At 39.5% G+C, this 22,408-nt stretch carries 23 protein-coding genes and 3 pseudogenes; 9 read left to right on the top strand and 17 right to left on the bottom strand.

The window, feature by feature from the left end:
* Nucleotides 1–5: 5 nt before the first annotated feature.
* From GBI66_RS19650 to GBI66_RS09040, 14 genes and pseudogenes are all read right to left on the bottom strand, one after another.
* Nucleotides 6–2,371, bottom strand: a pseudogene (locus GBI66_RS19650) (host specificity factor TipJ family phage tail protein); the annotation flags it as partial.
* Nucleotides 2,355–3,656: pseudogene (locus GBI66_RS09090) on the bottom strand (tape measure protein); the annotation flags it as partial. The pseudogenes GBI66_RS19650 and GBI66_RS09090, both read right to left, overlap by 17 nt.
* Before the next feature lie 88 nt (nt 3,657–3,744).
* Nucleotides 3,745–4,245, bottom strand: coding sequence for a DUF6714 family protein (locus tag GBI66_RS09085; RefSeq protein WP_151715855.1), 501 nt, complete (start codon nt 4,243–4,245; stop codon nt 3,745–3,747).
* A gap of 42 nt (nt 4,246–4,287) precedes the next feature.
* Nucleotides 4,288–5,292 carry a hypothetical protein gene (locus GBI66_RS09080; protein ID WP_151715854.1) on the bottom strand — a complete coding sequence of 335 codons (1,005 nt, stop codon included), beginning with the start codon at nt 5,290–5,292 and terminating at the stop codon, nt 4,288–4,290.
* Nucleotides 5,293–5,355: 63 nt separating this feature from the next.
* On the bottom strand, nt 5,356–5,874 hold the full coding sequence (locus GBI66_RS09075) for a hypothetical protein (RefSeq protein ID WP_151715853.1): 519 nt from the start codon (nt 5,872–5,874) through the stop codon (nt 5,356–5,358).
* A 198-nt stretch (nt 5,875–6,072) separates the two neighbouring features.
* Nucleotides 6,073–6,309 carry a hypothetical protein gene (locus GBI66_RS09070; protein ID WP_151715852.1) on the bottom strand — a complete coding sequence of 79 codons (237 nt, stop codon included), beginning with the start codon at nt 6,307–6,309 and terminating at the stop codon, nt 6,073–6,075.
* A 98-nt stretch (nt 6,310–6,407) separates the two neighbouring features.
* Nucleotides 6,408–6,935, bottom strand: coding sequence for a hypothetical protein (locus tag GBI66_RS09065; protein ID WP_151715851.1), 528 nt, complete (start codon nt 6,933–6,935; stop codon nt 6,408–6,410).
* 251 nt (nt 6,936–7,186) lie between these two features.
* Nucleotides 7,187–7,357, bottom strand: a complete 171-nt coding sequence (locus GBI66_RS19740) for a hypothetical protein (RefSeq protein WP_228267290.1) — start codon at nt 7,355–7,357, stop codon at nt 7,187–7,189.
* Nucleotides 7,358–7,727: 370 nt separating this feature from the next.
* Nucleotides 7,728–8,102, bottom strand: a complete 375-nt coding sequence (locus GBI66_RS09055) for a hypothetical protein (protein WP_151715850.1) — start codon at nt 8,100–8,102, stop codon at nt 7,728–7,730.
* A gap of 45 nt (nt 8,103–8,147) precedes the next feature.
* Nucleotides 8,148–8,258 (bottom strand): hypothetical protein, encoded by a 111-nt coding sequence (locus GBI66_RS19865; protein ID WP_373885782.1) that lies wholly within the window; start codon nt 8,256–8,258, stop codon nt 8,148–8,150.
* Nucleotides 8,259–8,334: 76 nt separating this feature from the next.
* Nucleotides 8,335–8,502, bottom strand: coding sequence for a hypothetical protein (locus GBI66_RS19450; RefSeq protein ID WP_171494284.1), 168 nt, complete (start codon nt 8,500–8,502; stop codon nt 8,335–8,337).
* Nucleotides 8,503–8,600: 98 nt separating this feature from the next.
* Nucleotides 8,601–9,116: a hypothetical protein gene (locus tag GBI66_RS09050; protein ID WP_151715849.1), complete on the bottom strand. Its 516-nt coding sequence runs from the start codon at nt 9,114–9,116 to the stop codon at nt 8,601–8,603.
* Between the two features lie 73 nt (nt 9,117–9,189).
* Entirely contained in the window at nt 9,190–10,107 is a 918-nt protein-coding gene (locus GBI66_RS09045) for a phage tail tube protein (protein ID WP_151715848.1), read from the bottom strand.
* A gap of 51 nt (nt 10,108–10,158) precedes the next feature.
* A pseudogene (locus tag GBI66_RS09040) lies at nt 10,159–10,413 on the bottom strand (phage tail protein); the annotation flags it as partial.
* 95 nt (nt 10,414–10,508) lie between these two features.
* Between GBI66_RS09040 and GBI66_RS09035 the strand changes: the two are divergent.
* Both GBI66_RS09035 and GBI66_RS09030 read left to right on the top strand, forming a co-directional pair.
* Complete coding sequence (locus tag GBI66_RS09035; RefSeq protein WP_151715847.1) at nt 10,509–11,066, top strand: 1-acyl-sn-glycerol-3-phosphate acyltransferase; 558 nt, start codon at nt 10,509–10,511, stop codon at nt 11,064–11,066.
* A 143-nt stretch (nt 11,067–11,209) separates the two neighbouring features.
* On the top strand, nt 11,210–11,959 hold the full coding sequence (locus GBI66_RS09030) for a YebC/PmpR family DNA-binding transcriptional regulator (protein ID WP_004807814.1): 750 nt from the start codon (nt 11,210–11,212) through the stop codon (nt 11,957–11,959).
* Between the two features lie 43 nt (nt 11,960–12,002).
* Here the strand turns inward: GBI66_RS09030 and GBI66_RS09025 are convergent, their stop codons facing one another.
* Both GBI66_RS09025 and GBI66_RS09020 read right to left on the bottom strand, forming a co-directional pair.
* The gene (locus GBI66_RS09025) at nt 12,003–12,473 is read right to left on the bottom strand and encodes an Lrp/AsnC family transcriptional regulator (protein WP_004661600.1); all 471 of its coding nucleotides are present in this window, start codon (nt 12,471–12,473) and stop codon (nt 12,003–12,005) included.
* A 458-nt stretch (nt 12,474–12,931) separates the two neighbouring features.
* A complete protein-coding gene (locus GBI66_RS09020) occupies nt 12,932–13,702 on the bottom strand; it encodes a glutathione S-transferase family protein (RefSeq protein WP_005189386.1) in 771 nt (256 codons plus the stop codon).
* A 358-nt stretch (nt 13,703–14,060) separates the two neighbouring features.
* Between GBI66_RS09020 and GBI66_RS09015 the strand changes: the two genes are divergently transcribed.
* From GBI66_RS09015 to ychF, 7 genes are all read left to right on the top strand, one after another.
* Complete coding sequence (locus tag GBI66_RS09015; RefSeq protein ID WP_151715846.1) at nt 14,061–15,272, top strand: SfnB family sulfur acquisition oxidoreductase; 1,212 nt, start codon at nt 14,061–14,063, stop codon at nt 15,270–15,272.
* Nucleotides 15,273–15,285: 13 nt separating this feature from the next.
* Complete coding sequence (locus tag GBI66_RS09010; RefSeq protein ID WP_151715845.1) at nt 15,286–16,509, top strand: SfnB family sulfur acquisition oxidoreductase; 1,224 nt, start codon at nt 15,286–15,288, stop codon at nt 16,507–16,509.
* Nucleotides 16,509–17,921, top strand: a complete 1,413-nt coding sequence (locus GBI66_RS09005) for an LLM class flavin-dependent oxidoreductase (RefSeq protein WP_151715844.1) — start codon at nt 16,509–16,511, stop codon at nt 17,919–17,921. Before GBI66_RS09010 ends, GBI66_RS09005 begins: the two co-directional genes overlap by 1 nt.
* 27 nt (nt 17,922–17,948) lie before the next feature.
* Nucleotides 17,949–18,779 carry a MetQ/NlpA family ABC transporter substrate-binding protein gene (locus GBI66_RS09000; RefSeq protein ID WP_005189398.1) on the top strand — a complete coding sequence of 277 codons (831 nt, stop codon included), beginning with the start codon at nt 17,949–17,951 and terminating at the stop codon, nt 18,777–18,779.
* A gap of 11 nt (nt 18,780–18,790) precedes the next feature.
* Nucleotides 18,791–19,861, top strand: coding sequence for a methionine ABC transporter ATP-binding protein (locus GBI66_RS08995; RefSeq protein ID WP_151715843.1), 1,071 nt, complete (start codon nt 18,791–18,793; stop codon nt 19,859–19,861).
* On the top strand, nt 19,842–20,501 hold the full coding sequence (locus GBI66_RS08990) for a methionine ABC transporter permease (RefSeq protein ID WP_004962596.1): 660 nt from the start codon (nt 19,842–19,844) through the stop codon (nt 20,499–20,501). Before GBI66_RS08995 ends, GBI66_RS08990 begins: the two co-directional genes overlap by 20 nt.
* A gap of 99 nt (nt 20,502–20,600) precedes the next feature.
* The gene (gene ychF, locus GBI66_RS08985; protein WP_005189415.1) at nt 20,601–21,692 is read left to right on the top strand and encodes a redox-regulated ATPase YchF; all 1,092 of its coding nucleotides are present in this window, start codon (nt 20,601–20,603) and stop codon (nt 21,690–21,692) included.
* An 89-nt stretch (nt 21,693–21,781) separates the two neighbouring features.
* Here ychF and GBI66_RS08980 read toward each other — a convergent pair whose 3' ends face one another.
* Nucleotides 21,782–22,351 (bottom strand): hypothetical protein, encoded by a 570-nt coding sequence (locus GBI66_RS08980; RefSeq protein ID WP_151715842.1) that lies wholly within the window; start codon nt 22,349–22,351, stop codon nt 21,782–21,784.
* Nucleotides 22,352–22,408: the final 57 nt, after the last annotated feature.

Raw genomic sequence — 22,408 nt, 5'->3', positions numbered from 1 at the left:
GACTGTCAAAGCGTTTGTAAAATTTGACCTCCATTGATAATTTGCAAATTCAGTAGAAGTGCTCCAATAATTGCAGCTCCACCTGGTCCTGGTTCGCCCTCTAAAGTGCCGTGATACCGCCAGTTCCACTCTCCAGCATTAATTGACTTGGTCCCGCGCTGCCCCCAACCACCACCATTACCAGAAAGTGGTGTTACAGAATCACCATTATTCCTTTGATACCCACTACCTGGAATATCTCTTTGAGCATCAGAAATCTTATCGGTCTGGTAGTCATTATTGAAATAACTTCTGAATTGGGGCACTTCTTGAGAAATTGGTACATCAGTTAAAACTCTACCAAATGGCGCACCACCGCCACCTGGAGCACCTTGAATGGCATAGTTGTATTTTGTGCTGATCCCACTTGGAGTAGCACCACCACCTGAGCCACCACGTGCAACAACAGCTCCCTTAACAATCAGATTTACAACTAGATCAGGAGGAAACTCGCCCGTATCGATTGCAGGAACCTCCCTCATCTCAGGCACAATATATTTAATTGAAGGTCGATCATTCCAGTGTTTATAGATCAATTCCGTTAATGGTCGGAACGCACTTGAACTTAAAATCATGACACCAGGCTCTACCACAAAATTGATCTCTCCTGCCATTGGTAACTCACCTCTCTGCATTTGATATAAACGTGCTAGATTGAGATCTAGCTGGTCGTAACGAATATAGATTGGAGTATCGTCTACAGGAGTATCGGTAAAGTCCTTATCATTAAGGTAATAACGCTCATCATAGTTAATCGCGGTGATTTTATTGGTCATCTGATCAACTGGCTCTCTCTTTTGGCCACCAGATAAGGTAACGAGCCTTTAGTATCATCATTCACCACGATATAAGTCGTGTTGATGTAATCCTCTGGATTTAGCTTGAGTGGACTATTCGGTAAACGTCCTAACACGACTTTGTTTGAAGCCGCCCCTGCAGTCACAGGAATCAGATCCACGCTGCCATCACTCATCTGCAGATAGATCACATAGCTTTTTCCCGCGATAAATTCCACATCATGGCTGAGTGTCAGGATTAAGCCTTCTTGTTGACGAACATCACCGCTTTGGTGAATACCATTACGATAATCAGCGACAGCGATACGATCACGTAAAACCAGTAATTCCGACTCGGATGCTGCATCAAAAGTGATGGATTTACGCTGAAAGCGCATCTTGTTCCACAACCGATACGCATTAAAGTGAGCTTGCCACTTATTACGTACACCGACCGATTTGACCTCTTTAGGATTCTTAGCACTTTTGTCAGGCAGATAGATATTGATACGGCTATCGTCAGCAGGATCTGTATATTCATAGATCAGGCCGTCATAGTCATCCATCACACCAAAGCTCAGATCCCTTTGATACGTATCAGGATAAATATTCCTGAAGTTAAATAACAGTACCGAGTTATTCGTAGGCCGTTCAAAATACAACTTGAGCTTATTGTTCTGGCGATACGCCGTACAACCCACTGCATCACAAATGTTGGTTACCAGCTCTTCAAAAGATAGATTGGTATCGTCAATGGTTGCACAGAACTCTGCGGCCAACGGGGTACCAAAGTAATCCACTATCTCAAAGTAAGTCCGATAGATATTCTCTAAATCTAACTCATCGACAGTACGGCGACCAATCTTGTCATCCAGTGCCATCGAGACCAAAGCATCGGCAAAGCTTGAGGTTGGAAATACCTCTTTTGTCATTTCTCCATTTTGATAAAAAGGAAGCATCCGCTGCAGATCAAAATTAATCTTTCTCGTCTTAACTGATAAGGCACCTGTGGTGGCATAGGTTCTAGCACGAAAAACCGTTTCAGACTCATAACGTGTACTTTGCAAAGGGAAAGCACCATAGAGAGCTTGCCACTTCACCTCATCCACAACACTGGGCGCATTGATAACTCCCGTCACACGGCGTGCACGAACACTACAACGCCCCTGAAAGGTGGTCATATCCAGCGTGACACCCACAGTCTGACGTGATTTAGAGGATCCATTCATTTTGATTCGCTGAACCATTGGATTACCTAATGGCTCACCATTCACGTTTACAGGTGTAACTTCAACTTCAATCGTAACGTCTACATATCCCTGATTATTACCCTCATAAACTGCATAAAGACCATTACTCGCCACGAAGTTACACAGCACCCTATTACGCTCAACATTATCCAGGACAAATGGCCCAATCCATTTCTCACCGATAGATACAATCCTTGGTGATAATTCAGCAGTTTTCTGAGTTGCAAGCTCTTTAAGGATCCACCAACCCGGATTGACTGCAGCAGGATTGGATAAGGTCATCCGGTCATTTGGCATTCGTAGCAGCAGTGACGGCAACTTGAGCCTGAGCATAACGTGCTGCCGCTGCCGTAGCGCCGTATTTGGCTTGTGCTTCAGCATTGGTGGCTTGAACATTTGCAAGATGTGCTTTTGCAGCGTTAAGCGTTGCTGTTGCTTCTGTAGCCTCTGCCTGAGCATTTGCAATGGATGCCTGACGACTACGGATCGTTGAAATAATCCCGATGTCAGTGGCAACGGTTTTAGCAATAATTGTCTTGGTCAAATAAGCAAGACCGCCTGCCATAGCAGCATTCATCACAATATCAATATTATCGGCTAGCAGTCCCAATCCTGCTGCTGCAGTATTGGTTGCACCTGTACTCATATTGATTTCACCAAGTAACTTGGTCACGGCGTTAGATAAAGTAGTCAAACCATCTGCAAGGCTGTTCTCCATTGCATCTGCTAATTCTTGATTTGAGTCTCTAGTGGCTTTAAGCGTTTTAATAAGATCCTCTAACGAGATTTTACCAGTTGCACCTAGCTCACGAATTTGAACCTCAGTCTTTCCTGTCGTCTTAGCCATATCTGCAATGATATTGTCTGCTGCAGTAACAATAGAGATCCATGCATCAGCATCGATCTTGCCTTTGGCCATAGATTTAGAAAATGCATCAATTGCAGATTGCGCCTGATCAGCACGTGCAGCATTTGCAGTAAATGAAAAGGAAAGTGAATCAGAAACATGCAGAGTATCGTTAGTTGCATAACCTAAGGCTTTCATCCCACCTGCCAAGCCTAAATAAACCTCCTGCGCTTCACCTAAAGCACGGTAAGTACTTTTCGTAGATTCATATAACCGTCCCTGAACAAGATCAAACTCAGCAACACTATCTGTTGCGTTACGAATACGAGCAGCCATCTGAGTTGCGCCATCAGCTCTGGCAATTGCTTCATTAACAGTGACTAAACCCACCATAAATGCTGCCAATGCTTTGATCGACGTCCCATAGGAATGAATCGATTTTTCCTGTTTATCCAGCACCTGAGATGTATTCTTAATTTCCTGTGAAAACTTTTGATTCTGTTGAGTCGCCTGCTTGGTTACTTCAACCGTTTTTTGCACTGATGAATTGGCATTGTTCACATTGGTATTAAAGTTTTGAACTATGTTATTGGTAACAGAAAACTGTTTGCCCATGTCCTTTGTAGATTGTGATGCTGAATCACCTCGCTCAGTAATTTTAGACATTTCATCAGCCAAGGCTTTGGCATTGCGTTCAGCATTTTTTGAGTCAATCACGATGACTAGGCGGGATTCTTGGGTCATGTCAACTTTCCTTTAGGCAATAAAAAAGCGCCTAAAGGCGCAGTAAATTCTTGGTGTGAAAAAAGCCCCTCGAGGCTTTTCTTTTGAGTTAACTATTTGCTCTTAAAAACTCTTTAATAAATTGTTTTTGATCATCACTAAAAACATGATTATCTTCTTCCCATCGTGTTTGTAATCTAAAAACAAAGCTATCTATAAAAGCTTTATTTTTATTTGTTGTTAGGAAGTGGTTAATAGCAGCAGGTAAAAAGAATTTGAACCCTTTAGAATCTAAGAAACTACATGAATCGCTAAAGTAATATAGATATTCATAACTAACATCTTCCCATGTTTGAATACCTTCTTCGGGCCTACTACGCGAACGAGCCGCTTCTAATCCAGCTTCTACGTAAAAAGCAGGCCAATCAAAACCAAATTCAAGGATTAGATCTTCTGCCGACATTTCTATTGCAGATAAATAATAATCATCAATTTGGTCAAAATATCTATGATGAGTATCATAAAAATCACATTCTAACAATGAATAAGAGGCACCCAGATTATAAAGAGGAAATGTTTTTTCAAGATATTCTTGTGTGATTTTATTCATTATTAACTCTAACAACATCTTTACCTTTCATGATAATTTAAATCAGATATCACCAATTAACTCAATATTATTCAATGCTTTATTTAATCTTTCACTTCCAACATTAGATTTTGAAGCATAAAGTAAAAATTCCTTTAATACTAAAACTTGATCCTTACTAAAACATTGCAATAATTTTGTAACATCCTCATATGTATCAGCCCAAATCAAACGACTTAGCCATGATGTGAAGCTGTTTGAATAAAGTATCTCAGTATCACTTAAAAAGTATTTCATAATAGCAGGTGTGTAGAATAAATATGCCTGAGGTTTTAAATAGCTAAACCCTGTAGAGTAACAATTTAGGTATAGAACAGGTATATCTAGAGGGTTGCTAAATCTGTTAGCCATCTTCCTTTTTTCTTTAATTGCTTGAATTGCCTCTTCCTGATCTGCTGAGAGCCATCCACATGTTTCAAAATAACGAATTTCCTGATCTCTCCACTCCTCATCAGTTAAATTATGATCAATTCCTTTTTCATCGAAATGCCAATGATTTGTATCAGCATAGTCGTCTTCAGCAAGCGTATAATTACTACCTAAAGTAATATTTTTGAATTTTACCTCTATCTGCTCTAATAATGTTTCTGCATTTATATGCTCTAACAGTTTAAGCCAATTCGTAGGTAGGAACTGCTCATCTTTTTCTTCTACTACACCTGAATTTTTAATCCTTATATTTTCAGCAATGAAAATCAGTTCTATTGAAGGGTCATTAAAAGTGAAAATGAACTTAAACTTCTCATTTCCCAAATCTTTTACAATACAATCAACAATATAAAATTGCCCACTACTCAAGTCATTTGTAATACTAAATTTATGAATTGATGCCTTTTCAAAAACAACTAACGCCTTCTCCAATGAATACTTTTCGTCTTCAAAAGTTGAAAAAATATGAACATACAGGAGAACATTCAAACTGAATGTCTTCGGATCTACATCCAATAAAAAGCCATACAACCTAGCATCGTGTAACTCCCCTAATAAATGATGAATTTTCTTATTCATAGTTTTAACTAATCCCCATTATTTTCAAATAGTTTATTTTACTTTTCAATTAAAAACTAGAAATTAAGAGGAATAAAAATAAGCATTTAGTAATTTGTCTGTAATGCTATCCAGTGACTCAAAACCTTTAGATAATAAGTATTCGTCTAGATTCTCTATTGCATTCCCTAAAGGATCAAAGAAATCTGTTCCACTTCTGTTTGACTCATTGTAATAACAAAGCTCACCATGAACATCAAACCATGACATTTTTGAGTAATAAGGATCATCCGAAGTTTCATAACTTGAGGAGTTAATCTGCTTAAATTCACCATCTTTTAGGCGGTGAAAATCTTTAGTACCTTTACGGGTTTCAAATCGAAAATATTCACGATAAGCTACCAGTTCATAATTCTCTCCTGCAAATAGACAAGTACTCTGCACACCATTATTTGAAAGTTGAATCTCCTCAATCCTTTCAAAAAGGAATTTCCCATCTTTGTTAAAAAAAGATGTTCTAAAGCAGTTACCTGTCGAATCTGAGAAATATACCCTTTTTATAGGGTCATATTCTGTTGCTTCGTTAATCGTTACTTCGATCATTTCCTTATCCTTTTGGAAGTAGTTGCGTTGGAGTTTTCTCCTCAGACCATTTCCTAACATAGGTTGATACAGTGCACCCTTCAATAACGGCTTTCGTACCCTGAACTATATTGTCCTGCTTAATATGACCATCCCAAGAGCCAAAACTCCAATGAGCATTCTTAGTACTTCTATATTTTCTATATAAGTCATGCTGGTCTAATAATAGGTCGTTTTGCTTATCAATTTTATTTCCTCGGACATTTGTGGAAAATGAACTAATCCAGCTTGATCCGATAAGATCAACAATCCACTCTCTAAATAATCCCACTCCTCTTTAGGATATGGTTTTGAGTATTGAGAGTTTTCAACAATCACAACAACAACACCTGTCATATCTCCACTTAGTTCAACATAATCACCCAGTTCGATCATTTCCCCAGTTTGGTAATTCATAGCTAAGTAGCTCTCTATATAAGTTGTTCAATTTTTTCTAAGCCACCTTTTTGGCACCAAATTAGGTGGCAAAAAGCCCCGAAGGGCTTTTTTATGGTTTAAGTGTTTTCTTTAACAATCCGATTTAGATATTCATTTCCAATTTCAATAAACTCTCTGGGTTTATAAGCTTGTAAGAAATCGTGTAGTTCATCGGAATCAACCACTTCACCATTTGGCTTAACATATCTAAAATCAAATTTATCACTTGTTTCAAATGTATAAACCAACTTACTAAGGTTGTTATGCCATATCTGTTTCATATAATTATCATCTTCATTGATAATTTCAAAAAATATGGTATTCAACTTTTTAAGTTGCCCATCAATCATTTCAAAATCTTCAGTTCCGATTATCTTACCTGCCGAATCTTTGAGATAATTTTTATAAGCTATTACTTCATAATTTGAATTAAATAAAGTTTCACTCACGATTTGCTTTGTTTCAGAGAACTCTTTTAACTCATCTAAAACTAATTTTTCTTCAAGAAAACTAGCAACTCTAAAACACCAACCATGTTGGTCAGAGAAGTAAATTGTCTTAATTGGTTGCCCTTTTGAAGGCTCAAAAACATCTAATTTAATCACGATAATTATCCTAGAGAATGTACGCCTGGCATCGGAGGTGGAGATTTCGCTTTTTACCGCAAACATCTTGGAGTTTCAGGACATCCCGCAAAAAACGCATTAAAATTGCTAATAAAATTAGTTTTTCATTTATTCACCCTTAATTTCAATTAGTTTATTTTACTTTTTAGTGAAAAACTAGAAATATATGGAATTAAAAAACCCGCTATTGGCAGGTTATTGTTTAATGTGTCTACATAAAAAGCGTTTGTTTAACATTCCGATGTGTTCATATCCACTACTACCCTATAATTTTCCTTAACAAAATAATAAGTCTGCGTAATACCTATACCACCATTCTTTTTTATTGCTTTACTGCTAGCAAATAAACCTTTGCATTCCTGCTCAAGAAGAATTTTTTTTAATAATGGTCGATTAGTCATGCTTATGGCCCTTTATATTTTTCTGTATCAATTGAATGCCGTACATAAAAATGATTCCGACTAAAATCTACTGAATCAAAGCTATGGCCAGTACTGATATCTTTTGGAAGATCATAATAGAAACTATTAATCTCTCTAAGATATAACGGATCTGTTAAGTAGTCTTTCAAATTATATAATTTGAAATTACTGTCAACCAGTTTGTACTTCATTAGAAACTGATCCAATGTACCCAGCACCTCTACAGAATCATCATTTTGATTATTCTGAATAGATGCGCAACCAATTAGACTTATTAAAAAGCTGAATACTAAAATAAATTTCACAAATACCCCTAAATTTTAAAGACGAAACTTAACTTTTTTAAATGCTACTCACAAACAATTTTTAATTTCTGACTGTAATACTCAGTCGTAATTTTTAAATTATCAATTAGTTTTTCTTTTGGTTCATCATTTGAAAGCTTTAGCATTGCAGGCAAAAACTCATATTTATAAATTTTAGGATAGTTTAGACACAATACATATTCCTGATCATCTTTTTCAGCTAGAGGATCATTTAGAATTACTAAAAATGCTTCAATCTTTTTATTAGCTTCAGCCAAATGTTTTTTCGCAACTCGTTCCCCTAGACTTACCTGCTGAGTACAACCAACAATTAATACTGTTATACATATTATTAATATTTTATTCATAAACACCCCGATGTTTGGAGGTAATTTATCAAATGGTTGAAATGAAGTCATTAAAAAACCACTCTAGAGTGGCTATTAAAAAACTAATCTGATGGTCTAAGGATTAATAAAGTAGAAATACAAAATTAGTGTGGCTAGCAGAAGGCTCGCAAGTGTTAGATAAGACCCTACCGTATTAAAGCTTTTAACAAATTTAACTACTTCCATATTTTTCAACCTCTTGGAATCTAAAAGAATTGTCATGCACTTCAAGAAATATGTGAACCAATTCACGATAAAAGTATTATTTTGCCCGACCAATAGCATTTTTAGTCTTTAACTTTTTATAGGCTTCTTCGAGGAACAAATCATCCAAAGCAAAGATGCAGTCGTTAAAAATATGTGGACCAACAGGCAGCTCATTATGCTCTGCATAAACATTAATAGCCTGCTGGTCTATCGATAGCGGCATGCCCTGCTCATATCGTCTGGATCTACAAATCGTACTAAATGCCAGTAAGATTGATTCAGCGGCATAGGATGATTCTGGCGGCTCTGGAATTTGACCGCCTAAGAACTTGATTTGTTCGATTTCGTGTGGCGATTTCGACGCGTACGTTTTTTGATACTTATAGAGCTCAATGACTTTCCCAGGATAACAGCCTTATCTTTGTCAGCATCCTCTTGGATCTGTTGAGCCTCAGTTTTAACAAATAACCAGATGGCCACACCGATGTCACCAAGGTTAAATAGCTTGGATGCATTCTCGGCTGTATATGGCATATCAGTCTCTACGGTCTTACTATCCACCACTTCGGCAAATACCACGCCCTTCCAGTCCTCAATCAGATGTACTGCACAGGCATCCATTAACAACTCATGATAAAGCTTGTCAGTTGGATCTGTGGTCATCACGTCATAGCCTTTGGATGTGATTTGATTGCCTGCTCGCTCCATCGCAACCTGAAAAGGTTTGTAGGCAATTCCACGGATCTTGAATTCAGCCTGAACCTCTCCTTCAGCATTTTTGAACTGGCACCATTTGGATACTTCTGAACTTTTTACAATACCGACTTTTAACGCCATAACGACCTCTAAAATTTAAGCAATAAAAAAAAGCCCATGGCATCCCACAGGCTCTATATTTGAATGTTTTTAATTACACCAGTGCTCGTACAATGGTTGGGCTAGTACGCACCTGGGCAAAGTTGATATCAACAGTGATGATGTCATCACCACCGCCGTCAGGATGATTGGCTTCCATTACTTCGAGCTGTGGGAAGTTCAACGAATATTTACTGCCTTTGCTGTCCGTGATATCAAAGCCCAAGGCGAATACATCACGGGTTTTGATTGCATCAATCCATGCTGCAGATGTAGCTGAGAACATAAAACTCGCACTTACATCAATATCCATCATTTTCTCTAAATAAAACTCAGGAGTGTATTTGCCAGATCCAATACAACGTATTGCCTCAAGGTTATTATTAAAGGTAATGGTGAGTGACTGCAGACAAGCTTTACCTTGCGTCGATTGACCGTTAAGCAACAACTTTTCAACATTCGGCATGCTGACCACTGGACGGCTTGAAGCAGCTACAGGATTCACAACAGGATTAATTTGCTGACGGGTGAATGAACTACCGACCAGACCAAAGTTACCCGTGATCTTGCCAGTAGTCTGAATGGTGATTTCACCGCTATTTACCTGTACACCGCGATAGATAAATACCTGGCCAACATCCTCATAGACCTTAACCAAGGTCAGAGATTTACGTACACCACCACCAAAACTAATCGCGTTTGCAGCCCAATTGTTAAAAGCGAGCACACTCAGGAATAAATCAAAAGTACCAAGTGATAATTCAAATTCTAGCTGGCCACTTACTTCAGCTTCGGTAACCGAAGCACCCTGACGGAAACGTGAATCCACCACCTCATTACTTTGTTCTGTTGAAACGTTTTCTGATAATCCATCTGTTACACGGCGTACGGTGTACCAGACTGGATTTGCTGGAGTTGTGCCGAGCACTGCCTCTTCACAAGCATATAATCGGATTTTTGCGCCTGAACTCATTTATTGTTCTCCAAATTTTAGGCATAAAAAACCCGCTGTTTAGGCGGGCTATTAAATTGATTCGTTTGAGGGTTCGTTCTGGATCTCTGGCGGCTCTACACCGTCCATGGCTGCTTCCAATGCCTGAGCCAAATTGGTTGGCTGAAACTCGACAGGCGTTTCAGAAATGGCACTACCCATTTCATTGAGTAACTGCTCTTCAGAGATAGGCTCTTCATGTAAGCGGATATCAATCCAACGTCCAGCAGGAATATCAAACGGATTGTCCAGGTCAGCCACGACTGCAGCAATTTCAAAATCGAATTTGATCATTAAAAAGACATCCAAATTTCTTTTCATCTGGTGTTTTCGGATATGTATTTTCCTGAAAACTCGTATTACACTGCTGCCATTCATTGCCTATGATGACGAATATGAGAAAATTTTTAGGAAAATCTATTTTTAAAGCAACAGGTTGGGAATACAAAGTTGACCCAAGCATTTTAGAAAAAAAACAAGTCATTATTGGCTTTGAGCATACCTCAAATCTGGATACTATCCTCTCCCTCGCTTTATTTGAAATTTTAGAACTCAAAATTCATACCCTAATCAAAAAAGAATTATTCAAAGGTCCGTTAAAACCAATCTTAGAACGTTTAGGTGGCATCCCTGTCGACCGTAAAGCCAATAAAGATATCGTGACGCAAATGGTTGAGCTGTTTAATCAAAATGACAGCTTTAATCTGGTGATTGCGCCTGAAGCAACACGTGCAAAAGATGGTGAAGAACGCAAACCCATCCGCACTGGTTTTTGGCATATCGCCAAAGCTGCCAATGTGCCAATTATTTTGATGTATGCCAATGCACGTACTAAACAAGGCGGGATTTTAGGTAAAATTTACCCAACAGATTTGCAACAAGATCTAGAAAAAATCAAAGCGCTTTATGCTGAGTATGATATTGATGTAAAAATTAACTAAATTATTCAGTCTATTTGATCAATCTTTGATACTTGATCAAGATTTTAAATTTTGAATATGGGCTCCGAGAGTTTTCAACAAAACCATCGCTATGCTAATATTCCTGCACTTTTTTGAGTTTTAATTTTTTTGGAGTTACTTCCATGGCGGGTCATTCTAAATGGGCCAATATTAAGCATCGTAAAGCGAAACAAGATGCGAGTCGCGGTAAAGTTTTTACTAAATACATCCGTGAAATCGTGACTGCTGCAAGATTAGGCGGTCCAGACGCAGCAAGTAATCCTCGTTTGCGTGCTGTTGTTGAAAAAGCACTTTCAGTAAATATGACACGTGACACGATTAATCGTGCAATTCAACGTGGTGCTGGCGGTGAAGATAATGATGATTTAAAAGAAATCACCTATGAAGGTTATGGTGTTGGTGGTGTTGCAGTTATTGTTGAAACAATGACAGACAACTTAAACCGTACTGTTCCAGATGTGCGTCACTGTTTCAGCAAAACCAACGGTAATTTGGGGACCAATGGTTCTGTTGCCTACTTGTTTACCAAGCGTGGCGAAATTTCTTTTGAAGATGTTTCTTTAGAAGACAAAATCATGGATATCGCATTAGAAGCTGGTGCAGATGATATCGAGATTGATGAAGACAGTATCTTGGTGATCACTAGCCCAGAAAGCTTTGGTGATGTTCAGGATGCCCTTACAGCAGCAGGTTTAAAATCTGACAATGCTGAAGTTGTAATGAGCCCTTCAACTAAGGCTGAAATCACCGATATCGATCAAGCGAAACAAATCTTGAAAATGATTGATATGCTTGAAGATCTTGACGATGTTCAAAACGTCTATACCAACGTTGAATTTTCTGAAGAAGTTTTAGCTCAACTTGATGCTTAATTCTTTTAGATGATAAAAAATGCATCTTTTTAGATGCATTTTTTTATAGCTTATTTAAAAGTTTATAGCAGTTAAATACATTATATTCTTTGATCACGAAGCTTGAATGTAGTGCGACGACACTATCAATCTTACCAATACGGCGTAATAGAATTTCACTATAGTCATCCATATTACGTGCCACCAATTCCAAAATAAAATCGGCACTCTGTCCTGTCACGAGAAAGGCATTGGTCACTTCTGGAATATCTTCAATTTCTTGTAGGAATTTATCAAAAGTTTCGCTGTCGTGTTTGCTCAAGGAAACCTGCAAAAGAATATGTAAGCTAAAGCCCAATTTATTAAAATTAATTTCTCGTTTGAGCTGTCCCATCACTTGGGATTCAATCAGGTTTTTAATGCGACGATGCACTGAACTCACCGAAAGATTAATACGCTCTGATAGCTCATTCAGATTGACATCTTCATGGGTCAAAATTTCAAGAATTTGTTTATCAAAACGATCCAATTCCATTCTACAGTCCTCTCTTTCAATCGATGTTTTTATCGGAACTGCTCACTCAGTAATTTTTAAGGGTCAAGGGAAAACATTCGTTTAACTTTTGACGATGCTGCATGGATAACGCAAACATGATTCCGATAAACTTTTGGTTTATCTTTGTCTCAAAGCCGAAACAAGACCTTTTGAGCAACTGTTCAACTGATCTCCCAATAGTTGAACAACTCGTTTCGATCCCCATCACACCCTGAAACATAAGATAACAAAGCCTTTTTATAATTATTTCCCTCTTTTCAGTTTTTTTAAAGTAAATTTGGCAATAATTTCTAATATTTTCTGCTTAAAACGAATTTTCTTTTAAAAATTAATTTTATTCTTTAATTATTTTTTGCTTTATCAATAGTTTTTCAATTTTCTTTCCCATAAAAAAGCCCCGATTTTATTCATCAGGGCTTTTCGACTCAAAATTTGGTTTACAAACCACGCCAATCGACGCGTGCATTACGCTCAGTTGCGTAAATACGCTGAACGTATTGCCCAATCGGCAGATCTGATAAATAGTCATAATATTGCTTCAGTTCGCCATCAAACTGTTCAATATCGTCATTCTCGAGTTCCCAAGGCGTGCCTTTGATCACCAATAACGGTGCAAGAATAGAACAGACTGAAATATCCGCTAAACCAAGCCGATCACCAACCATATAACGCCCTTGATTATCAATCAGACGCTGATTCAGATCGCTAATTAACTCGGTCATACGCAACTTGGATTGAGCAACTTTTTCAGGGCTCAATTTATAGTTGGTCGACACCAGACTTTTTAATATTGGTTTAGAAATCTTCTCAAACTGACGTAAATAGCCTTGTTCACCCATCATGATTTCAAGCGGATGATCACCCACTGACAGTGCATGTGCCAATGACCAGCGACGAACATGTACACCAAGTTCATCAGTCAATTTGTCGATTTCTAAAGCTTGCTCGCGTAACTGCTCATCGCGTCTCAATAACGCATGTTCAGGATAGGTCGTATCAAGATATAAAGCGATTTGTGTTGAATCAGCAACCCACCGCTTATCATCTTTCAGCATCGGCAATAAATATTGCCCAGACTTTAGATAAGTAAACGCACGATGGAACCCTGGAATTAAATTATGTGCCACATAGTCCAATTCCTTATGATCTAACAACCAGCGAGCTTTTTCACAATAGTGAGACAAAGGAAATTGGTATAAAACCCGCATAAACTCTCCAAATTTATTTTTCTACTCGATCAAACATAAGGTTTTCCCTACTTTAGAAGTAAAAGTTAATGAATACAATGTCCTTTTCGTTCGATCTTTTTTAATTTTGGCGAAATCTCTTTATAAATTTTCATGGTGAGAATATTCCTCTCATTCATAGAAAATGAATTTTTATACTGTTTAATAAACCAGCACAAAATTCAAGCCATTGTTTTATATTAATATTTAATATTAATTTTTCTGTTATTTTTCTCATAAAAAATGCTTAGGAATTATTGTGATATACAAGCCATAACTGATGGTTTAGTTGAAAAGTAAAACTTTTGTAAAGTGTCTCTTATCTATTAGAGGTGCTCACATGTCCAGTAATCAATCAGTGATTCAAGTTCAAACACAACTGATTTCAAATGATCAGCAGGCCATCAATGCTGCCTATCAAGTTGCTGACTTTGCATTAGAAGATCGAAATAATCGTGATCAAAATCGTATTTTACCCACCGAACAAATTATTCAGTTTAGCCAAAAAGGTCTGGGTGGAATCCGTGTACCGCAACACTATGGTGGTGCTTTTGTCTCCAATAAGACCTTAGCCCATGTGTTTCGTATTTTAAGTAAAGCCGATGCCAATGTTGGACAAATTCCACAAAACCAATTCGGCCTTTTAAATTTTATTAATATCACAGGTTCAGATACCCAAAAACAGTTTATCTATACTGAAATTCTGGCAGGCAAACGCATCGCCAATGGTGGACCAGAAAAGAATTCTAAAGACACCAAAGCCATTCAAACCACTTTAACTTTGGAAAATGGTCAATACCTTTTAAACGGGGAAAAGTTTTACTCTACAGGGACCAGCTTTGCAGACTGGTTAGCAATTCGTGCCCTACACCCAGATGGCTATACCGTATTGGCGATCGTTGATCGACATGCTGCTGGTGTTGAAGTGATTAATGACTGGAATGGCTTTGGTCAACGTACTACTGCCAGTGGAACGGTAAAACTACACAACGTTGTCGTTGATCCTACACTATTTTTTGATGAGCGCATTATTGCTGACACCCCAAATGTTCGCGGTGCCTATTCTCAACTTTTACAGGTTGCGATTGATGTTGGCATTGCCGAAGCAGCTTTTGATGACACCTTATCTAGCATTCGTAAAGCACGTCCAATTGTGGATGCAGGTGTAGAAAAAGCCAGTGAAGAACATTACACCCTACAAGAAGTTGGCAAGCTCAATATCCTGCTCGATGCAGCCATTTTATTACTGGATGATGCTGCTGAATATCTAGATGAACTTGATCAAATCGCTGCAATTTCTGCTGAGCAAGCTGCTCACGCCTCTATTTTAGTGGCAGAAGCAAAGATCTATGCCAATGATGCTGCCCTGCATATCTCAGAAAAACTACTCGAACTTGGTGGAAGCCGTGCCAGCCTGAGCCAACATAATCTTGATCAGCATTGGCGCAATGCTCGCGTACATACCTTACACGATCCTGTGCGTTGGAAATTCCATGCCATCGGTGACTATTACCTTAATGGTACACACCCTGCCCGCCATGCCTGGATTTAAGGAGCAAATCATCATGACCTCATATCAAGAATTACAAGGTTTTGCCAAAACCAATTTTAAAGCAGCCCATATTATCCAAAGCGATGCCGAAGCCCTAGAAATTGCGACTCAACTCAGTCAACAGTTTAAACACGCGGCGGTTGAACGTGATGCCAATCGAAACTTGCCGTTTACTGAAATTGAAGCCTACAGTCAGTCAGGTTTATGGGCGATTACTGTACCTAAACAGTATGGCGGTGCAGAAGTTTCCAGCCTAACCGTAGCCAAAGTCATTGCGCTGTTTAGCGGTGCGGATGGTTCAATCGGTCAGATTCCACAAAACCATTTTTATGCATTGGAAGTATTACGCAATACTGGTACGGAAGCGCAAAAGAAACGCCTCTATCAAGAAGTGTTAAAAGGTGCGCGTTTTGGTAATGCGCTAGCTGAATTTAAAACACGTACCTCTGCACATAAGCAAACCACCTTAATTCCAAGCGAAAATGGTTATCGGATCCAAGGGGAAAAATTCTATTGCACCGGGAGCCTATTCGCCCATCGTATTCCAACACTGGTGGTTGATGAAACAGGTAACGAATTTTTGGCTTTTGTACAAAGAGACAGTCAAGGATTAGAACTGATTGATGACTGGTCTGGCTTTGGGCAACGGACTACGGGCAGTGGTACAGTCAAATTTAATCAGGTCTTTGTTGCCAAAGAGGATGTGATTCCGTTTGATACCGCCTTTAAGCAACTGTCTTTAGTGGGACCATTTGCTCAAATCATGCATGCCGCAATTGAAGTCGGGATTGCCCGTGCAGCCTTTGAGGAAACACTGGAGCGTGTACGTGTCGCCCGCCCTTGGATTGATGCCAATATTGATTCCGCTACTCAAGATCCCTTAACCCTGTCTGAGCTGGGTCGTGTGGCAACCGATGTCAAAGCCAGCGAATTACTCCTTAAACAAGCAGCTCGATCTGTTGATGCTGCTAAATACGAGTTGAATGCTGAGACCTTGGCCAAAGCCTCAATTGATGTCGCCAAAGTTCGTGCGCATAGTACTGAAACTGCATTAAAGGCATCATCGAAATTGATTGAGTTGGCGGGTAGTCGTGGCAGTCAACGTGCAGATGGGTTGGATCGTCATTGGCGTAATGCACGTGTACATACCTTGCATGATGCTGCACGCTGGAAATATTACTTCATTGGTAATTATGTGTTGAATGGCATTCTGCCTCCACGTCGGGGGACTTTGTAATGAGTCAAACGACTGCTAAAAAAATCTTGTTAAATGCCTTTGATATGAACTGTGTCGGTCATATCAATCATGGCTTATGGACGCATCCGCGTGATCAATCACATCGCTTTAATGAACTGAGTTATTGGACTGAACTCGCACAAACTTTAGAACAAGGTTTGTTTGATGGCTTATTCCTTGCAGATATTACAGGTGTTTATGATGTCTATCAGAATGGCATCGATCTCACCCTGAAAGAATCGATTCAGTTACCAAGTCATGATCCTTCTACCCTAATTTCGGCGATGGCTTTGGTGACACAGAATTTAAGCTTTGGTGTTACCGTCAATCTCAGCTATGAACAGCCCTACCAATTTGCACGGCGCTTTGCCAGTCTCGATCATTTAACCCAAGGTCGTTTAGGCTGGAATATTGTCACAGGCTATCTGGATAGTGCCGAACGCCTAATTGGGCAAAAAGGCTTAAAAGATCATGATGCGCGTTATGATCAGGCCGAGGAGTTCCTACAGCTTTGCTATAAATACTGGGAAGGCTCTTGGGAAAATGACGCTCTAAAGAAAGACAAGCAACAGCGCGTTTTTACTGATCCAAATAAAGTCCACTCGATCAATCATCAAGGGCAGTATTATCAAAGCCAAGGGGTATTTCAGGTTGCGCCGTCGGTACAACGTACGCCAACACTCTTCCAAGCAGGTGCTTCACCGAAAGGACTACAGTTTGCCACACGTCATGCCGAATGTATTTTTATTGGTGGTGATCAGCCTGAAAAGATTCGTCAGCAAGTTAATAAAATACGACTACAAGCACAGCAACAAGGTCGAGATGAAGATGCGATTAAAATCTTTGTCGGCATTACCGTCGTTGTGGCTGAAACACATGAACTTGCCCAGCAAAAACTGGCTGAATACCGACAATATGCCAGTCCTGAAGCAGGTTTAGCACATTATGCCAGTTCAGTCGGAATTGATCTTGCCAAGTTTGCAGATGATGAAGCGATTCCTTATCAAAAGAGCAATAGCATTGCTTCCGTCAATGAGAAATTTAAAGAACAGCGCATCAGCAAAAATGACCTGAAAGCACAGCATGTTTTGGGTGGACGTTATCCCCTGATTGTAGGGAGTGGTGCTGAAGTTGCGGAATACCTTATTGAACTACTCGATCAAACTGGTATTGATGGTTTTAACCTGACCCGTACGGTTGCACCTGAATCACACCATGATTTTATTCGACTGGTAATTCCTGAGTTACAGCAACGTGGACGTTATAAAACTGAATATGCTACAGGCTCATTACGCAATAAGCTATTTGCCCAAGGCGATCATTTAGCTGCAAGCCATCCTGCAAATCAGTTCCGATGTAGACCGCATAACAACGCAGATGACCTAAAAATAATTGAAGAAATTAGTGCTTAACATTTAAGAAAAGAATTGGAGAAATATATGGCTCAAACAGCCTCTAAAAAATGGCTTGGTATTGGCCTTGTCGTTGTTGTCGCAATTATTGCCTTATTGATTTGGAATAAACAAAGACAGAACCATAGCAGTGAACTGGTGATTGGGATCAGTCCTTCTTTTGCCCATCCATTGCAAGTTGCAGTGGATGAAGCCAAACAGCAAGGTTTGAATGTCAAATTGGTCGAGTTTTCCGACTGGAATACCCCAAACATCACTTTGAATCATGGTGATATTGATGCGAACTTTTTCCAGCATCAACCTTTTTTGGATAATGCCATTAAAGAAACTGGCTTTAAATTAAAGTCATTTGCTGCGGGTGCGGCTTCACATGTTGGACTGTATTCAAAAAAATATAAAAGTTTTGATGAACTTCCAAATGGTGCCACTGTTGCGATTCCGAATGATCCTGTCAATCAAGGCCGTGCGCTATTACTGTTACAACAAGCCAAGTTAATTGAACTCAAAGACAGCAATAATCACCTTTCTGCACTGAAAGACATTACAGCGAATCCGAAGAACCTGAAATTTACCGAAGTTGAAGGCCCGCAAACTGCACGTGCCATTGATGATGTTGATCTCGCTTTTGGCTACCCACATTACTTACGTTTAGCCAAAACGGCTGATCCTGAAAGTGCCTTATTGTTTGATGACAACACCAATAAACGTTATGCGATTTTATTTGTGGTGCGTGATGACTATCAGGACAAAGACAACAAGCTACAGAAATTTGTCGAAATTTATCAAAACTCACCCAAAGTTAAAGCAGCCTTGGATAGCGATTTCGGTCCAACGTTGTGGTTCCCAGGTTGGAAATAAGGAGAACAATCATGGTGAGTTTTGGTTCACAGGTCGATTTTTCAGTCCCGCATCTGAAAATACGCGGTTTAAATAAGTTTTATGATGTACAGGGCCAACGCTTACATGCTTTAAAAGACATTAATATCGATATTCCCAAAGCACAGATTGTTGGGATTATCGGGAAAAGTGGCGCTGGTAAATCATCCCTACTCCGTACCTTAAACGGCTTAGAGTCGATTGATACAGGCAGTATTTTGATTCATCAACAAAATATTGCAGAATTGAGCCATGCCCAGCTGATCAAAACTCGGCAGAAAATCGGCATGATTTTTCAGCATTTTAATTTAATGTCTGCCAAAACGGTGTGGGAAAACGTAGCTTTACCGCTACGTATTGCAGGTTATGACAAGGCTGAGATTGAACAACGGGTCAGCGAGGTACTGACGCTGGTGGGATTAGAGGCAAAGCGAAATGATTACCCTGCTCAATTGTCTGGTGGACAAAAACAACGAGTTGGTATCGCGCGTGCCTTAGTTTCTCAGCCTGAAATCCTGCTCTGTGATGAAGCAACTTCCGCACTGGATCCTGAAAGTACTGCCAATATTCTGTCCTTATTAAAACAGATCAACCAAGACCTCGGTTTAACCATCGTCTTGATCACCCATGAAATGCAGGTCATCCAAGAGATTTGCGATCAGGTCATCGTAATTGATCAAGGTGAAATCGTTGAGTCTGGGCAAGTCTGGTCGGTATTTTCCAATCCACAACAACAGATCACGCAGGAATTACTCAACTTTGAACAGGTGAATTTACCCTTTGAGTTGAGCCAAACCATTCTGCCTCAGAGTACGCATCAGATTTTAAAATTGAAATATGTCAGTGAATCGAAATCGGTGCCTAATTTATATGAACTATTGGATGGCTTTAATAGTCCCGTTCAGGTGTATTACAGTCAAATTAATAGCATTCAGCAACGTACCATTGGCTCATTGATCATCGGAATTCGCAATCTCGAATTTGATCTAAACCGCTCACAATCTGAAAAACATCCAGCAATAACACAACTTGAGGTGATCGGTTATGTACAATCAACTCATTGATCTATTACTGACAGGAACCACCGATACTTTAATCATGGTCGGTGTTTCTGCGATTCTCGCTTTTTTGATTGGTCTGCCAATTGCCTTAATTTTGGTGAGTACTGCTGATTTTGGGATTTATCCTTCCAAGAAAATCAATCAGTCTTTAGGCTGGATCATTAACATCACTCGATCAGTCCCCTTCCTGATTTTGATGGTAGCTTTGATTCCATTTACCCGATGGATCGTCGGTACCAGTTACGGCGTCTTGGCTGCTATTGTGCCGTTGACCATCGCCGCGATTCCTTTCTTCGCACGTATTGCAGAGGTCAGTCTACGTGAGGTCGATCAAGGGTTGATTGAAGCGGCACAGGCGATGGGCTGTAACCGCAAGCAAATTCTTTGGCATGTATTGCTTCCTGAAGCTTTGCCAGGGATAGTTGCAGGCTTTACCGTGACCATTGTCACCATGATCAGTTCCTCTGCAATTGCAGGTGCCATTGGTGCTGGTGGTTTGGGCGATATCGCCTATCGATACGGCTATCAACGTTTTGATATGCAAGTGATGCTGGCGGTGATTTTAGTCCTGATTGTTTTGGTCATGTTGGTACAAACGACAGGCGATAATATTGCCAAACAGCTCGATAAACGCAAAGTTTAAGCTCGAAATAAAAATCCGCACTCGCCATGACCTGACTTTGTCATGGCTTTCATGTAAAATCAGCAGCAATTTTTAAATAACACATTTGTGAGTGGTTTCATGGGTTTTAATTGCGGTATTGTTGGTCTGCCAAACGTAGGTAAATCTACATTGTTCAATGCATTAACAAAGGCAGCGATTGCAGCTGAAAACTTTCCGTTCTGTACCATTGAACCGAATACAGGTATTGTCCCTGTTCCAGATCCACGTTTAGATAAACTTACAACGATTGTTAAACCGCAACGTGTTATTCCAACCACAATGGAATTTGTTGATATCGCAGGTTTGGTTGCTGGTGCATCAAAAGGTGAAGGCTTGGGTAACCAATTCCTTGCCAATATCCGTGAAACAGATGCAATTGCACACGTGGTTCGTTGTTTTGAAGATGAAAACGTGATTCACGTAAATGGTAAAATTGACCCATTAGATGACATCGCAACCATCAATACTGAACTTGCACTTGCTGACCTTGATACTGTTGCAAAAGCGTTATTACGTTTAACTAAAGCCGCAAAAGGTGGCGATAAAGAAGCACTTGCAACCAAAGCAGTTTTAGAAAAAATCCAGCCTTTACTTGATGAAGGTAAACCAGCACGTGCAGCAGATCTTTCTGATGATGAACGTAAAGCAGTCCGTGGTTTTGGTTTAATGACTCTTAAACCAACGATGTATATTGCCAACGTGGCAGAAGACGGTTTTGAAAACAACCCTCACCTTGAAGCAGTAAAAAAACTTGCTGCTGAAGAGAATGCCATTGTTGTACCACTTTGCAACCAAATCGAAGCTGAAATTTCATTATTAGAAGATGAAGATCGCGCTGAATTCTTGGAAGCGATGGGCATGGAAGAACCAGGCTTAAACGTGGTAATTCGTGCAGGTTATAGCTTACTTGGCTTACAAACTTACTTCACTGCTGGTGTACAAGAAGTTCGTGCTTGGACGGTTAAAGTCGGTGCGACTGCTCCACAAGCAGCTGGTGTGATTCACACTGACTTTGAAAAAGGCTTTATTCGTGCTGAATGTGTGGCTTATGATGATTTCATCCAATATAACGGTGAAAACGGCGCCAAAGAAGCAGGAAAATGGCGTTTAGAAGGTAAAACCTATGTTGTTCAAGACGGCGATGTATTACACTTCCGCTTTAACGTATAAATCATTTTTTTGATTTCCAAACCGCCAGTAATGACCTTATTGGCGGTTTTTTTTATTTGCTCAAAGATAACCCCAACTTTAACAGCCCATTAACTCAATAATTTTTGCAATCGCTGAGTCACATGCTGCCGTGCTTTTTTCTGCTTGAAGATCGTTGGAATATGCAATAAAAAGAATGAATAACGATATTTTTTATGGTCACGCAAAGCTTCACTCAAATAATGATAGAGCTCAATTGCGGCTTCACGGTGAAAGGCCCATAAGGCCTGTTGCCGATACATCACCACATAATAGGCATCATTCGGCCAGTTCAATTCATGTTTCTGCCGATAACCACAAGATTCACATATTACCCCACCCCGACTTTGAACTGAATAGCGTGTACTCCAAGCCTTTGAATCATAGCCTTCTGGCAAGTCTTGAATCTGGTCAATACCACTAGAAAGATTCGGATAATAAAATGCAGCATGCCAGTAACCGCCACAGGAATCCTGAAAACGCGCATATTCAAAATCTGCATGATGCTGAAAATAATCGACATCTTTTTTTAACGGAATCTTCGCCAATCGGGCAAATTCAAAATCTGCCTTGGCCTGACATGCGGGACATTTAATGTTTAATTTGCAAGGTAATGACCAATATTCGTAAATTCCTGTCATGTGTTTTTTAATTCTGACTACTACATTTGAATAGAGATAGCTTAGCAACTGAACGAG

The organism is Acinetobacter sp. TUM15071 (assembly GCF_008980925.1).
Classification (GTDB): Bacteria; Pseudomonadota; Gammaproteobacteria; order Pseudomonadales; family Moraxellaceae; genus Acinetobacter; species Acinetobacter dispersus.
Note: the sequence above shows the minus strand (reverse complement) of the source record. Positions and strands in the feature narration are given on the sequence as shown.

Bases quoted from the DNA above. Each gene is read 5' to 3' on its own strand.
- GBI66_RS09085 (WP_151715855.1), bottom strand. From the start codon at position 4,245: ATGAATAAAATCACACAAGAATATCTTGAAAAAACATTTCCTCTTTAT.
- GBI66_RS09080 (WP_151715854.1), bottom strand. From the start codon at position 5,292: ATGAATAAGAAAATTCATCATTTATTAGGGGAGTTACACGATGCTAGG.
- GBI66_RS09075 (WP_151715853.1), bottom strand. From the start codon at position 5,874: ATGATCGAAGTAACGATTAACGAAGCAACAGAATATGACCCTATAAAA.
- GBI66_RS09070 (WP_151715852.1), bottom strand. From the start codon at position 6,309: ATGAATTACCAAACTGGGGAAATGATCGAACTGGGTGATTATGTTGAA.
- GBI66_RS19740 (WP_228267290.1), bottom strand. From the start codon at position 7,357: ATGACTAATCGACCATTATTAAAAAAAATTCTTCTTGAGCAGGAATGC.
- GBI66_RS09055 (WP_151715850.1), bottom strand. From the start codon at position 8,102: ATGACTTCATTTCAACCATTTGATAAATTACCTCCAAACATCGGGGTG.
- GBI66_RS19865 (WP_373885782.1), bottom strand. From the start codon at position 8,258: ATGGAAGTAGTTAAATTTGTTAAAAGCTTTAATACGGTAGGGTCTTAT.
- GBI66_RS19450 (WP_171494284.1), bottom strand. From the start codon at position 8,502: ATGCCGCTATCGATAGACCAGCAGGCTATTAATGTTTATGCAGAGCAT.
- GBI66_RS09050 (WP_151715849.1), bottom strand. From the start codon at position 9,116: ATGGCGTTAAAAGTCGGTATTGTAAAAAGTTCAGAAGTATCCAAATGG.
- GBI66_RS09045 (WP_151715848.1), bottom strand. From the start codon at position 10,107: ATGAGTTCAGGCGCAAAAATCCGATTATATGCTTGTGAAGAGGCAGTG.
- GBI66_RS09035 (WP_151715847.1), top strand. From the start codon at position 10,509: ATGATGACGAATATGAGAAAATTTTTAGGAAAATCTATTTTTAAAGCA.
- GBI66_RS09030 (WP_004807814.1), top strand. From the start codon at position 11,210: ATGGCGGGTCATTCTAAATGGGCCAATATTAAGCATCGTAAAGCGAAA.
- GBI66_RS09025 (WP_004661600.1), bottom strand. From the start codon at position 12,473: ATGGAATTGGATCGTTTTGATAAACAAATTCTTGAAATTTTGACCCAT.
- GBI66_RS09020 (WP_005189386.1), bottom strand. From the start codon at position 13,702: ATGCGGGTTTTATACCAATTTCCTTTGTCTCACTATTGTGAAAAAGCT.
- GBI66_RS09015 (WP_151715846.1), top strand. From the start codon at position 14,061: ATGTCCAGTAATCAATCAGTGATTCAAGTTCAAACACAACTGATTTCA.
- GBI66_RS09010 (WP_151715845.1), top strand. From the start codon at position 15,286: ATGACCTCATATCAAGAATTACAAGGTTTTGCCAAAACCAATTTTAAA.
- GBI66_RS09005 (WP_151715844.1), top strand. From the start codon at position 16,509: ATGAGTCAAACGACTGCTAAAAAAATCTTGTTAAATGCCTTTGATATG.
- GBI66_RS09000 (WP_005189398.1), top strand. From the start codon at position 17,949: ATGGCTCAAACAGCCTCTAAAAAATGGCTTGGTATTGGCCTTGTCGTT.
- GBI66_RS08995 (WP_151715843.1), top strand. From the start codon at position 18,791: ATGGTGAGTTTTGGTTCACAGGTCGATTTTTCAGTCCCGCATCTGAAA.
- GBI66_RS08990 (WP_004962596.1), top strand. From the start codon at position 19,842: ATGTACAATCAACTCATTGATCTATTACTGACAGGAACCACCGATACT.
- ychF (WP_005189415.1), top strand. From the start codon at position 20,601: ATGGGTTTTAATTGCGGTATTGTTGGTCTGCCAAACGTAGGTAAATCT.
- GBI66_RS08980 (WP_151715842.1), bottom strand. From the start codon at position 22,351: ATGACAGGAATTTACGAATATTGGTCATTACCTTGCAAATTAAACATT.